The sequence below is a fragment of the Nonomuraea sp. NPDC051941 genome, assembly GCF_044593615.1.
In genome coordinates, this window is the sequence record NZ_JBIUCF010000004.1 from 87,446 (window position 1) to 100,457 (window position 13,012).

8 protein-coding genes are annotated in these 13,012 nt (G+C 71.3%); 1 reads left to right on the forward strand and 7 read right to left on the reverse strand.

All coding sequences use genetic code 11. The features are described from left to right. Positions 1-14: 14 nt before the first annotated feature. Together ACIHFD_RS09585 and ACIHFD_RS09590 are read right to left on the reverse strand one after the other, a co-directional pair. Complete coding sequence (locus ACIHFD_RS09585) at positions 15-5,843, reverse strand: NUDIX domain-containing protein (RefSeq protein WP_397366355.1); 5,829 nt, start codon at positions 5,841-5,843, stop codon at positions 15-17. Further along, complete coding sequence (locus ACIHFD_RS09590) at positions 5,843-6,226, reverse strand: YbaB/EbfC family nucleoid-associated protein (protein ID WP_397366356.1); 384 nt, start codon at positions 6,224-6,226, stop codon at positions 5,843-5,845. Before ACIHFD_RS09590 ends, ACIHFD_RS09585 begins: the two co-directional genes overlap by 1 nt. A gap of 98 nt (positions 6,227-6,324) precedes the next feature. On the opposite strand from ACIHFD_RS09590, the gene ACIHFD_RS09595 reads away from it, so the two are divergent. Beyond that, the gene (locus ACIHFD_RS09595) at positions 6,325-6,630 is read left to right on the forward strand and encodes a hypothetical protein (protein WP_397366358.1); all 306 of its coding nucleotides are present in this window, start codon (positions 6,325-6,327) and stop codon (positions 6,628-6,630) included. 22 nt (positions 6,631-6,652) lie between these two features. Here ACIHFD_RS09595 and ACIHFD_RS09600 read toward each other — a convergent pair whose 3' ends face one another. Genes ACIHFD_RS09600 through ACIHFD_RS09620 form a run of 5 tightly spaced genes read right to left on the reverse strand, consistent with a single transcriptional unit; the run spans position 6,653 to position 12,904 of the window. Continuing rightward, on the reverse strand, positions 6,653-7,900 hold the full coding sequence (locus ACIHFD_RS09600; RefSeq protein WP_397366360.1) for an amidohydrolase family protein: 1,248 nt from the start codon (positions 7,898-7,900) through the stop codon (positions 6,653-6,655). After that, a complete protein-coding gene (locus ACIHFD_RS09605) occupies positions 7,897-8,703 on the reverse strand; it encodes an ABC transporter ATP-binding protein (RefSeq protein WP_397366361.1) in 807 nt (268 codons plus the stop codon). Before ACIHFD_RS09605 ends, ACIHFD_RS09600 begins: the two co-directional genes overlap by 4 nt. Continuing rightward, the gene (locus ACIHFD_RS09610) at positions 8,696-10,378 is read right to left on the reverse strand and encodes a dipeptide/oligopeptide/nickel ABC transporter permease/ATP-binding protein (RefSeq protein ID WP_397366362.1); all 1,683 of its coding nucleotides are present in this window, start codon (positions 10,376-10,378) and stop codon (positions 8,696-8,698) included. Before ACIHFD_RS09610 ends, ACIHFD_RS09605 begins: the two co-directional genes overlap by 8 nt. Then, on the reverse strand, positions 10,365-11,393 hold the full coding sequence (locus ACIHFD_RS09615) for an ABC transporter permease (RefSeq protein ID WP_397366363.1): 1,029 nt from the start codon (positions 11,391-11,393) through the stop codon (positions 10,365-10,367). The genes ACIHFD_RS09610 and ACIHFD_RS09615 overlap by 14 nt, the downstream gene beginning before the upstream one ends. 5 nt (positions 11,394-11,398) lie before the next feature. Further along, positions 11,399-12,904 (reverse strand): ABC transporter substrate-binding protein, encoded by a 1,506-nt coding sequence (locus tag ACIHFD_RS09620; RefSeq protein WP_397366364.1) that lies wholly within the window; start codon positions 12,902-12,904, stop codon positions 11,399-11,401. Between the last annotated feature and the right edge of the window lie 108 nt (positions 12,905-13,012).

Here is a 13,012-nt window from a genome sequence, read left to right on the forward strand (position 1 = left end):
CTTGGTGAGGTCGTTCATGCCGCGGGCGCCCAGCGCGTGGCGGCGAACAGGGCGGTGAGCTGCTCCTTGTCGGCGGCCCGCCAGAACAGCTCGTCCATCAGGACTCGGAAGGAGAGACTTCCCTGCTCGGTGAGGTCCAGCCCGGGATCCAGCTTGAGGAGCTCGGCGTGGGCGCCCAGCTGGTCGAGCCGGCCCAGGTTGGGCAGCCGGCCCAGCGTCGCGGTGCGGAAGGCCGCCTCGACCTCCGCGAGCGACACCTTCACCCGGGACTGGATCACGGCGGGGTCGAGCGAACCGTCCCACAGCCGCCACTCGACGTGGTCTTTCGCGGTCCCCTTCATGCTCTCCATGTTCATCGCGGACTTGCGGCCGTTGAGATTGCGCACCGGGGCTATCGACCGGTAGCCCTCCGTGGGGAGCCGGTTGGGCTGGCATTGCGCCACGCCCCGGTGGCTTTCCCGCTCCGGATTGTGCCCGAGCCTGAACAGGGTGTCGGTGTGCAGGCCCCCGTGATTCAGCAAGCTGGTGTAGTTCTCCACGATGTGGTCGAAGTCGTGCGTGCTCACGTGGACGTGCCCGCCGGTAGAGGCGCCGGCCGTGCCGCCGTGCGCGCGGATGATCTCGGTGGCGACGAGGAGGTTCTCCCACGTCGCCGGCTCGTCGTACAGGATGGGTGAGATCAGCTCGCCGTCGACCGTGCCGTCCTGCTCCAGCCTCCAGAGGCCGCGCCCGCCGTTCTTGCCCGACCGGTAACCCTCGTCCCGCATGGTGTGGTAGTTGTCCACCTGGGCGTCGCCGGTCAAGCCGGCCTTGTGCAGGGCACGGGCGATGGCCTGCAGGGCTTGGCGGGCGTTGTGTTTCGGCAGCTCGAACTCGATCTCCACCCCGAAGCCGCGCCCGCCGTCCCTGGCCGCCAGGGACGCGGTGGCGTTCTCCCGCATGTAGGGGATCACCGCCTCTCCCCTGACCGCGCGTTGCACCGCCTGATCGTAAGCGTGCCGGTACGCCGCGAAATCCCCCGTGAAAGAGACCTCCGAGCGCTCCGGCCAGCGCTGCCACGCCCGGGTGCGGGCCTCCAGCGAGGCCACCATTTCCTGCCTGGCCACGACCAGCGGGTCCTGGCCGACCAGGCGCGACACGGTGCGGCGCAGGGAGGACTGGTGGAAGGCCTCCTTCGCCTGCGCGTGCGCGTGGACCGCGGCCTGCCGGGCGTCCCGGACGGCCGCGGGCGACAGGTCGTGCAGGCCCGGTGGGACCTGCTGCGGATCCGGCCGTACGACGGCGTTCGTACCCAGGACGTCGAGCACCCGCTGCCTGTCGAGCGGCCCGAAGGGGTCGACCCCGTGCGGTAGTCCCACGGCGGCCTGCCGCACCAGCTGCTCGACGGAATGGTGGTAACCCGCGTCCCCCGCCAACCGGCGCAGCGGATCGAACACCCAGATCCGGGACGGCGACTCGGAGGCGGTGATCTCTGCGAGGCGGGAGAGGATGCGCGCCTCGTCGTTGCTCAGCCCCGTGAGGCCGCGCTCGGCCGCGACCCGCAACCCGTCCCAAAGGTACGGGTCACGCGCCCGGTAGGCGGCGAGGCGGCCGACGAGATCCTCGCGGTCGGCCGCCCGCGCCAGGTCGGCGCCGTCCGCCTGCGCGTCCGCGGCCAGGCGGACTAGCTGCTCGGCGGAGCGTCCCAGCCCGAGGTCGCCGGCCAGGCCCTCCAGCGGCGGGACGGCGTCACGGCCGGAGTGCGCGACGATCTCCTCCAGGCGCGCGGACAAACGCGCGGTCGGGTCGCGCAGCTCGGGCAAGGAGTATCTGTCGGCGAGCAGCAGCCCGTTCCACAGGTACGGGTCGTCCTGCCAGAACCGGTCCATGGCCGCGCGGAACTCCGCCTCCCCGGTCGTCCCGGCCGGGAGGTAGCCCTTCTCGTGGGCGGCCCGGACGACCGGGAGCAACTCCCTGACGTCGCCGAGGCCGTGCCGGTCGAGCACGGGTTTGACGAAGTTCCGAACCTTGGCGGAGGTGACGGGCTCGCCCATCATCTCGACCATGAGCCCGATCGTGCGTGCCTGCGCGGGGGTCGCCTCGGGGAGGGAGAACCGGGCTTGGTACTGCTGCCCCGTCCAGCGGTAGGAGTCCGCCGCCATGGCCGTTCTGAGAGCGTCGACCAGGTCCGTACGGCCGGTTGCTCCGTCCGGGTTCATGCCGAATCGCCGGGCGTTCTCGTAGACCTCCACCAAAGCGTCGAGATCGACGTTCAGGCCGAGTTCGGACGCCAGGTCGTGGAGGGCCCTGCGCGGGTTCGGCCAGTTGAGGGTCCGGCTCATCGAGGCCAGGGCTCTTGCCGTCGTGTCGCTCCCGTCGATGACGGGCAGCTCCTCCACCAGGCGCCGGCCCTCCGCCAGGAGGACCTCGTCCGCCGCGGCCGGGGGGTTGCTCAGCAGGTGTTCGATCCGGTTCGGCGGGCCGCCCTGGTGCGGGCCGTTCTGGTGCGGGCGGCCCTGGTGCGGGCGGTCGTTGCCGGGTGTCCAGCGGTGGACGGTCGCCGCGGCCTCGGCGAAGTTCCGTGGCCGCGGATCGGCGATCGGCGAGAATCCGTCGGTGTCGGGGAGGCCGGGCATCTCGTGCGTGTTCGCCGGGTGCGGTGGCCTGGGACGGGTGTCGGAAGCCGCCAGGACGCGATCGAGTTCCGTGCGTACGTCCGGCCAGGCCCGGGCCAGGTCGGGGTGCAGGTTGAGGGCCAGCACCTCCTCCAGCGGCACCCACACGTTGTCGAGCGACTCCCGGGAGGCGGGCCAGACGTCGGCCTGGTGGGACATCTCGCCGATGACGGTGTCGTACGCCCAGCCGCCGTGGTCGTCGTGGTGGACCCCGCGCACCTTCACCTCGCTCGGGTCCAGCCGGTTCTCCTCGCCGGCTTCGCGGAAGCCGCCGTCGACCGGGTCCTCGCCGCGGTGGAGGGCGCCGCCGGGCAGCCCCATGGTCCCTCCGTGCTGCGTCTCCATGGAACGCAGCTGCATGAGGACGTGGACCTCGCCGCCGGGAGCGCGGTGGAAGAGCAGCAGACCGGCCCCGCCTTCCGTGCCCCAGTGCCGGTGGCCCTGCTCGCACTGGGTCCATCCGTCGCTGGGCTTCGAGACCTGCCAGCCGGGTGGAAGGTCGGAATACGTGGCGGGCGTCTCGCCGACGTGCGGGGGTCGCAGCACGGTGACCTCGCCGGGCGTGGCGAGCACGACGAACTCGTTGAGAGGCAGCTGGCCCATCCCCGTCCACGGGGTGGACAGCACCTGGGAGGCCGGGAAGACCCCCGCCATGACCGCCCCCTCCCCCAGACCGGTGTACCGCTTGGCGACCCCGGGCATGGCGCTCCACGCCTGCAGCGGCAGCGCCGGCGGGGCCGGCACGACGTCGCCGTTCGCGGCCTCCGCCAGGACGGGGACCGGATGCTGGTCGAACGTGATCCCCCGGTAGAGCACCAGCTCCTCGATGCCGCGGCTTTCGAGCTCGCGCTGCGTCTGCGCGTACTGCTGCCGCAGGAAGTCGCGCAGCATGTCCCCGGAGCGCACGTGGATCTTCGCGGCCGTCCTGGCGCGGTTGAGGTCACCGTACGCCGACAGGTCGAGGACCCCGGTCAGCCCGAACTCGTCGCGCGCGGCCATGTGCATGGCCAGCCGCTCCGGCAGCATCTCGCTCGCGCCGTATCCCCACGTGCGCAGCAGCTCCTCGACGGCCAGCCGTCGCGCCGTCCGGTGCGCTTCGGGCGAGTCGAACGGCAGTTGCTGGATGATCTGGCGTTCGCCTTCCGCGTACGTGCGGGCGCCTTCCACGAAGGCCGGGAGCTCGCTCCGTTCGACCACCTGCCAGGTCCTGATGGTCTTTCCCATGACGCGGACCTGGCTCTGGACGAGGTCGCTGGCGGGGTCGCCGACCGCCGCCTGCAGGCTTCGTTTGCGGCCCACGCCGAGCATGTCCTTCGTCGAGGACCGCATCGTGTCCGCCAGCCGGTCCACCGTGGCGGTGTGGGCTGCCTCCCAGGCGGGACCGCTGATCGGGTCGTAGGTGCCGTCCCGGCTGAGCAGGTCCGCCACCTGCCGCGACACCGGCTCGATCCGGCGCGGGTTCTCGGGCAGCGGGCCGGACCTGGGCACGACGGTCTGGCCGCCCTGGAGATCCGTACTCGCGTGCTGGGGCGTCGTTGTCTGCCGGCCGGTCGCCGGCGGCGGATCGCTGTCCTCGCGCGCTGAGGGAGCGGAGTCGTCCGTGTGCCGCTCCTGGGCGGCCGGCGCGGTTTCGGCGGGTGGGCTGTCCTGGGTCTGGTGGTGGACGTCCTGTTCGGCGGCGCCGTCGGGGGTGGGGGTGATGATCGCCGGGACCGTGGCCGGGAGCAGTGACGTGTGAGGGAGGCTGCCCGGAGTCGCGGGCTCGGCCCGCGGGACGGCAGGGGTGGGGTCGCCGATCGGGGCCCGGGTGGCGGGGAGGTTCTGCTGGGGTCGTGCGAGGGTGCCGCCCGGCTCGGCTGGGCCGTGCAGGAGCACGTCGTGGCGCCGGGTGACCTCGCCGACGATCACCTGGCCCTGGTGCGGCTGGGGGAGGTTGGTCCCCGGTTCGGACGGCTGGCGGTTGATCAGGGTGGCGACGTCGGCGTGCTGGTCGGTCCGAGGGTGGTGCTGCGCCAGTGCGGTGGTGTCGTGCCCTGCGAGCCGCGGTGCGGTGTCGTGCGCTACGGGCGCCGAGGCGGCGTCGTGCGGTACAGGCAGCGGGGCGGTGTCGTGCGGTACGAGTCGGGGCGAGGACCGGAGCGCAGGCGAGGATGAGGGCGGGGGCTGGTTGCCGGATGACGGCGGCGGGTCGGCATGCGGGGCCGTGGCGGACGGAGTGTCGCCGAGCTCCGCGACCGCCCGCATCGGGAAGTGGCTCACCCGTGCCGACGCGGGGATGTCGAGGCCGCCCGCGACACCGGAGATGAAGGTGTACGCCAGGTGCTCGCCGTCGAGTTGGCCACTGATCGCCAGCCCCGGGACGGCTCCGGCGGTGCCCGCCACTCCGCCCAGCAGCGCCTGGCCGTACATGCTCTGCGCGATGGCCGCGATCTTGTCGCGTACCGCCAGTTCGGCCTCGGAGGCGACGTACACCATCCGCCGGCTCAGCAGACGGGACAGGGCCGCGTTCGCGCCGGCGAACAGGGCACCGGTCAGCGCGCCGCTGCCCACCGACATCGCCAGCGACGCGAGGTCGAAGTCCCCCGCCTCGCGATCCCCCCAGATCTGCTGCGCCACCTGCACGCCGAAGTCCAGGCCGCCCATGATCCCGGCGAACTTCAGCATGTTGACCAGGATCAGCCGCTTCAGCGTCTGGATGTTCACCTGGGTCATCAACGTGTTGTGCTGGATCAGCCGGAGAACGGCCGGGCCGTTGACGTAGATCCACACCAGCAGCTTGACGATCATCGCGCCGAGCAGCGCGAGCGAGGCGTAGATCATCCACTCGGTGTGCTGCATCCGCACGCCGTGCTCGCGCAGGGACGCCGCCTCCTCCCGGAGCGCCTTCTCCAGGAGGTCGATCAGCGTCTCGTCCGAAGGGGGGCCGTCCGCGTCCGGCTGTCCGCCGAGCACCTTGAAGACCTGCTCGAACGTTTCCTTGGCGGCGCCCTGCCATTGGTGGTCGCGCAGCGACCGCACGACCGCGGCGGCGTCGTCCGACTTGATCGTGGCCAGCAGGTCCGCCAGGTTCTCCAGCGCCTGCGCCTCGGCGATGACCCCGTCGACGTCGGTCTCCGGAAGCGCCCCGCCCGTCAGCGGCGGCGCCAGCGGCCGCACGATCTCGGGCACCAGACTGAGATCGAGTCCCATCACCGCGGCTCGGGCGTACCGGGGTGCGGCAGGAACGACTCGAAGTTCGTTCCCTCGCCGAACAGGTCCTCGAACGGGAGATCCGGCACGCCGAAGGGCTCCATCAGTTCCTTCATCTCGATGGAGACCTGCCTGGTCGCCCGCCCGATCTGCTCGACGACGGAGGCGGACAGCTCCGACGGGGACAGCTTGCGATAGACCCGGGGGTCGAACTCGATCGTGCGCACCTCACCGCGGGGACCGACGGTCACGGTCACCATGCCGTCCTTGGACTTCGCCGTCGCCGACAGCTCCCGAACCCTCTCCTGCATCTTCTTGAGCTGTTCGGTCTGCTGGTTGACCTCCTGGACGAGTTGTTCCAACAGCCGCCACGGTTCGTCCATCGTCACCTCCGTCCCTCACGAGCACCAAAAACCTCAGAAGCCCATTCTTTCCCGATTCTTCCACTGATGTCTGCACATGCCAGCTAGGCTCCCGAACCGTGGAGTTCGACGGCGTCGTCTACAGCAAGACCCACCTCCACCGGCTGGCGAGCGCGGCGGACGGCATGGCCGGTGACGTGTCCGGCGCCCACACCCGGTTCGAGGCGGCGTCGAGCGCGGCACATACCGCCGTCGGCGACGACGATTACGGCCGCGCGTACTGGCAGGCGCGCGGGCAACGGATGGAGAGCATCGGCAGAGGGCTCGACCTGCTCGCGAGCGCGCTCAGGGAGCAGGAGAACCGGCTGCACCTGGCGACGAAGACGTACAAGGCCGGCGAGGACGCCAGCACCCTGCGTACCTGAGTCCGACGGCGGGCCGGACTGCCTACGTGCCAGTGCGTACCAGGCTGAGGTCCTTGACGATGGCGCCCGCCTTCATGACGATCTCGATGTGCCCCGGGTCGGCCAGCGCGTGGATGTCCCGCAACGGGTCGGCGTCGGTGACCACGAGGTCGGCGAGCTTGCCGGTCTCCAGCGTGCCCACCTCGCCGGAGATGCCGAGCAGTTCGGCGGCGGTCCGGGTCCCGGCGACGATGGCGGCCATCGGGGACATGCCGAGCTCGACGAGATGCCCGAGCTCGCGCAGGTTCTGCCCGTGCGGGCACACGCCGGCGTCCGTGCCCAGCGCGATCCTGGCTCCGCGCGCGATCGCGTGGCCGATGTTCCTCTTGGTGATCTCGGACCACTTCACCTTCTTGGCGTAGTGGTACGGCTGCATAGTCTCCTTGTTGATCGCGAACACGGTCGACAGCGTCGGCACGAGGAAGGCGCCGCGCTCCTCCAGGAGGTCGAGTCCTTCGTCGTCGATGCCGTACCCGTGCTCGACGCTGGTCACCCCGCCCCGGAGGGCGGTCAGGATCCCCTTGCGTCCCTGCGCGTGCGCGGCGATGGGCTTGCCGCCGTGCCGGTCGAGCTCGTCGGCGATGGCCCGCACCTCGTCCAGGCGTAGGCCCTCGTCGTCGGGGTGGTCGTGCCTGCTCCCCATGCCGCCGGTCGTGCAGATCTTGATGAGGTCGGCTCCCTGGCGCAGCACCCGGCGCGTCGCCTTGCGGACCTCGTCGACGGTGTCGGCGATCTCGATCAGCTCGGGCACGGTGGGCGCGATCGTCCCGCCGTACAGGTGCATGTCCCCGTGCCCGGCGGTGTGGCTGATCGGACTCACCGCGAGCTTCAGCCGCGGGCCCGGGATCAGCCCGCGCTCGATCGCCTCGCGGAAGCCCGAGGACAGCCCGCCGAGGTCGCGCGCGCTGGTGACGCCGGCCTCGAGGGTCGCCCGGAGCCGCGCGGCGGACTCGAGGACGGTCAGGGCGGGGTCGTTCTGGAGGGCGTGGAAGGGGCCGTTCCCCAGGGAGAAGCCCATATGCACGTGGCAGTCGACGAACCCGGGCAGGAGCGTCCTGCCGCGCAGATCGCGTACGTCGGCGCCGTGGACCTCCGGGGCCTCGGCCGCCGGGCCGGCGAACGCGATGGCGCCGTCCGGGGTCACGTCGAGGACGCCGTCCTCGACGGGCGGCGCGCCGGTGCCGTTGATGATCCTGACGTTGGCGAGGCGGAGCTTTCGATGGGTGGTCAAGCGGAGTCCTTCTGACGGGGTTCGATGTCGAAGCCTGGGGCGCCCGGTACGGAGTCGAGCAGGGTGCGGGTGTACTCGTGCCGCGGACTCCGGTAGAGGTCCGCGGCCGGGGCGTGCTCGACGACGTCGCCGTGGTAGAGCACCACGACCTCGTCGCTCACGTGCCGGACGACGGCGAGGTTGTGCGAGATGAAGAGCATGGTCAGGTTGAGTTCGCGACGCAGCTTGGCGAGGAGGTGGAGGATCTCCGCCTGGACCGAGACGTCGAGCGCGGACGTGATCTCGTCGGCGATCACCACCTCGGGCCCGATCATCAGACCTCGTGCGATCGCGACCCGCTGCCGCTGCCCGCCGGAGCACTCGTAGGGGTAGCGGTCGATGGTGTCGGCCGGCATCCTGACGGCCTCGAGCCACTGGACGATCTCGTCCCGGTGTCGCCGCACGTCCGCCCGGCGCGGGTCCACGGCCTCGGCGAGCGCCTCGCCGATCGTGCGCCTGGGGTCGAGCGACGAGTACGGGTCCTGCGGGATCATCTGGACCTTGCGCCGCAGCGCCCGGCGGCCCGCGCCCCGCGCGGAGGAGATGGGGACGCCGCCGATCCTGACGCTCCCCGCGGTCGGCCGGACGAGCCCGACCAGCGCCTTGGCCAGCGTCGACTTCCCCGATCCCGACTCGCCGACGATGCCGACCGTGCGGCCCCGGGCGACGTCCAGGGTGATGCCGTGCAGGACGCGCGTCGCGTTCTTGCCCCACCCGTAGCCCACCTCGAGGTCGCGTACCTCGACGGCCGTCTCCTCATCCATGCGAGTGCTCCTTCGTGCGCGGCGGGGTCCACGACGCGTCGATGTCGGGGGTGGCCTCCAGCAGGGCCCTCGTGTACGGGTGACGGGCGGTCTCCACGGTGAGCTCCCCGGCGGCGACCTCCTCGACGATCTCGCCGCGGTACATCACGAGGACGCGGTCGCACAGCGCGCGGACCACCCCGATGTCGTGCGAGATGAACATGATCGAGGCGCCGAACTCGCGGTTGACGCGCTTGAGCTCGCGCAGGATCTCCGCCTGGACGGTGACGTCCAGGGCCGTGGTCGGCTCGTCCGCGATGATCAGACGCGGCTCGACGGCCAGCGCGGCGGCGATCATGGCCCGCTGCCGCATGCCGCCCGAGAGCTCGTGCGGATGCTGCTTCATGCGCTGCTCGGGCCTGGTCAGGTGGACCACCCGGAGCGCGTCGAGGATGCGCTGCGCGGCCTCTCGCCCGCCGAGGCGCTTGTGGGTGCGCAGCACCTCCGTGAGCTGGGTGCCCAAACGCAGCGCGGGGTTGAACGTCGAGCCCGGGTCCTGGTAGATCAGGCTGACGGCCTCCGCCATGAGGGCCGGCGGGACGGGCCGGCGCAGGTCCAGGTCGCCGACCGCCATGCGGCTCGCCGTCGAGGTCAGGCCGTCCGGCAGCAGCCGCGCGAGCGACATCGCGGTGAGGGTCTTGCCCGATCCGCTCTCCCCCACGATGCCGACGATCTCGCCCCGCCCGATGCCGAAGGAGATGCCCTTGACCAGCGGCGTGTCGCCGGCGTGGATCCACAGGTCGCGGACGTCGGCGAGCTGGTCGCTCGTCGCCTCCTGCGCGGCCGGGGGTGTCTCGCTCCGGCCCGGCGCCGTGTGCCCCCGCGGGTTCGCCGCCGCCGCGAGGCCGTCGCCGATCAGGATCGCCCCCAGCCCGGTCAGGACGATGAGGCAGGCCGGGCCGACCATCTGGAAGGGCCGGTCGGCCAGGAGCGAGGGCAGGGCCTCGTTCAGGAGCTTGCCCCAGTCGTAGGAGGGCGACTGGACGCCGAGGCCCACGAACGACAGCGCGGAGATCGCCGTGAGCGTGGCCGCGAACGTCGAGGCCGTCAGCACGAGCAGCGGCTCGGCCATGTTCGGCAGCATGTGCCTGATCGCGATCCGGGCGCGGCTGACGCCCAGGAGGCCCGCGGTCGACACGTACTCCTGCTGCGAGACCTTCGCGGCGAGATTCGCCGTGAGACGCGCGAAGTAGGGGATGCCGGACAGGCCGATGGCGATCACCGCCGAGGAGCCGCCCGCCCCGAGCACGGCAGCCACGACGAGCGCGAGCAGGAGCCCGGGGAAGGCCACCATCGCGTCGATGACGCGCAGGCAGACCTCCCTGACGCGGGGCCGCACGAGCCAGACGCCGGTGCCCAGGACGACGCCGAAGACGACCGACATGGCCGTCGCGCCCACGGTCATCAGCAGGGTGAGGCGGGTGGCGACCAGGCTGCGCAGCAGGACGTCGTGGCCGGCCGCGTCGGTGCCGAGCCAGTGCCCGGACGAGGGCGCGGCGAACCGCGGGCCCAGCACGGCCGCCCGCTCCGTGAACAGGATCGGGGCCAGCACGGCGATCAGCACGATGCCGCCCAGCAGGGCCAGGCCGAGCACGAGCCCGGGGTTGCGGCGGCGCGGCCGGCTACGCGGAGACATGCGACCCCCCGAGCGTCCGCTGGTCGATCAGCCCGAGCAGGACGTCGACGAGGAGGTTGACGAGTGCCGCGATCATGCCGATGACCAGCACCATGCCCTGGATGACCGGATAGTCGCGGTCGAGGATGGCCTTGATGATGCCGCTGCCCAGGCCGGGCAGCGCGAACACCGACTCGATGATGATCGCGCCGCCGATCATGCCGGTCAGGATCAGCCCGCTCAGGGTGAGCGTGGTGGTGAGCAGGTTCGGCAGCGCCCATCGGACGTGGCGCCGGAAGGCGGGCAGCCGCCAGCCGCGGGCCGTCCGCATGTAGTCGGTGTCGAGCACGACCGCCGTCTCGCGGCGGACGACCCGGGAGATGGTGCAGATCGGGCCGATCACGATCGCCGCGACCGGAAGCACGAACGACGCCGCCCCGAAGCGGGGCGCGTAGGCCGGCGGGAAGAGCGGCACCAGCCCGATGCCGAGGGCGAACATCACGACCAGGAACGACGCCATGATGTAGCCGGGGATCGAGTCGAGGAAACCGGTGACCACCCCGAAGGCGGCGTCCAGCCACCTGCGCCGGCCGCCGCGCGTGAGGACGCCGATGACCATGCCGAGCGGTACGGCGACCAGCAGGACGACGGCGATTCCCGTCACCGCGATGGTGGCGGTGAAGGGGAGACGGTTCATGATGATCGTCTCCACCGGCTGCCGGTACATGAACGACGTGCCGAGGTCCCCGGAGAAGACGCCGCCCGCGTAGACGAGGAACCGTTCCCAGATCGGCCGGTCGAGCCCCAGCTCGATCCGGACGCGCTGGACGTCGGCGAGATCGGCGTTGGCCCCGGCGACGCCGACCGCCGGGTCACCGGGAATGAGCTGGACGATGAGGAACGACACGACCAGCAGCGCGACGAAGATCACGACAAGGCTGGTGAGCCGCCGCACGGCGAAACCGAGCCAGGCGGAGGCGCCCCGCGACCGGGCGCTCGGACCAGGCGTGGAAAGACTCGGGGAAAGAGAGGTCATGTCGGCTACTTGAGGATGCGCAGGGTGGCGGGGTCGAGGTAGTCGTCGAAGGTCCGGATGGCGAATCCGTCGGCGACGACGGTGGTGGTGGGCAGGGTCGAGAGCGGGATCGCGTCGACCCGCTGGAGGAACGACTTCTGCGCGGACTGGAGGGCGGCGCACTGTCCGCCGCTGTCGGTCACGCTCATGGCCTGGGTGACGAAGCCGTACCCCTTCTCGTTGACCGATCCCGTCTTGTTGCGGCCGCCCTTCTCGGTCACCGGGCCCATCACCCGGAGCAGGGAGGAGGTGAGGGTGCCCAGCTGGTTGTTGTCGCCCTGGACGTTGATGTCCCAGTCCGAGCCGCCGGCCGTGGTCACCGTGGCCCAGTTGGCGTTGTCGAGGGAGCTGACGGTGACGTTCGCGCCGGCGTTGCGCAGCGCCTCGCCGATGTAGTCGTTGCCGCCCTGCAGCAGGGTCGTGCCGACGATGCGGACGCGTACCCCGGCCAGGGTCTTGGCAGCGGCGCCGGAGTCCTGCGGGACCAGCAGCGACCGGTCGGTGTTCACGCAGGGGAGCTTGGCCGAGCCGACGGACAGGATCGTGCTGCCCCGCTTGCCGCTGATGATGTCGCTGAACGCCTGCGGATCGACGGCCTGGGCCACCGCGGCGCGCAGCTCGGGCCGGTCGGCGAAGGCCGTTCCCGGACGCTCGTTGAACAGCAGGTACGTCGTGGTGTTGGAGGCGCTCGACGTGGAGAACCGGGTGTTGCCGTCGAACCGGGCCACGTTCTCGTCGGAGACCACGCCGACGTCCAGGCTGCCGGCCAGCAACTGGGTGGCGATGGTCGCGTAGTCGGTGATCGGCGTGAGGTTCAGCTGCTTGGCGGGCACGCCTTCCAGGGGCTTGGCGAACGCCGGCCAGCCCGCGTAGCCGTCGCGCAGCGTCAACTGGTAGGACACCGCCGCCTGGGACGAGGTCAGCGTGTACGGGCCGGAGAACGCCCCGGCGACCTTCCCGGCGGCGAGTCCCTTGAGATCGCTCAGGCCCGCCGGGCACACGATCCCGGCCTGCGGCAGCGTCAGCCCGGTGAGGAAGTCGGACCACGGGACGGACAGGGCGGCCTTCACCGTGTTCGCCTTGTCGTCGGCGGTGAACGTCGCGGTGCCCGATCCCAGCGCCAGCGTGCGGCCCGAGGAGCCCGTCTCCTTCGCCGCGAACCGCGTCAGCGAGGCGGCCACCACCGACGGAGTGATCGGCTTGCCGTCCGAGCAGGTCAGACCGCCGCGGATGGTGAACGTGTAATGCGCGGCGTCCTCCGCCTGCCAGGCGGACGCGATGCCGCCGACGAGGGAGTTGCCCGAGTCCTTGCGCACCAGCGTGTCGAACAGCAGCCGGGCCATGCCGAAATCGTCGCCGCCCTTGGCCAGCGCCGGGTCGAAGGTCGCCGGATCGGTGTTCAGCGACATGTTGATGGTGTCGGTCGCCCCTTCGGCGACACCGCATCCGGCCAGGCCCGCCACGAGCGCCATCGCGAGAATGGAATTGCGAAACACTGATCCTCCAGCGCACTCGCGAGAATGAATGGCGCCGAGCCTAGGTGTCGCCTGCCGAATCCAGGTCTTCCGTGACGCAGAGTG

Coding starts and splice junctions, on each gene's coding strand:
- ACIHFD_RS09615 (WP_397366363.1), bottom strand. CDS start 11,393: ATGACCTCTCTTTCCCCGAGTCTTTCCACGCCTGGTCCGAGCGCCCGG.
- ACIHFD_RS09620 (WP_397366364.1), bottom strand. CDS start 12,904: ATGGCGCTCGTGGCGGGCCTGGCCGGATGCGGTGTCGCCGAAGGGGCG.
- ACIHFD_RS09590 (WP_397366356.1), bottom strand. CDS start 6,226: ATGGACGAACCGTGGCGGCTGTTGGAACAACTCGTCCAGGAGGTCAAC.
- ACIHFD_RS09585 (WP_397366355.1), bottom strand. CDS start 5,843: ATGGGACTCGATCTCAGTCTGGTGCCCGAGATCGTGCGGCCGCTGGCG.
- ACIHFD_RS09605 (WP_397366361.1), bottom strand. CDS start 8,703: ATGGATGAGGAGACGGCCGTCGAGGTACGCGACCTCGAGGTGGGCTAC.
- ACIHFD_RS09610 (WP_397366362.1), bottom strand. CDS start 10,378: ATGTCTCCGCGTAGCCGGCCGCGCCGCCGCAACCCCGGGCTCGTGCTC.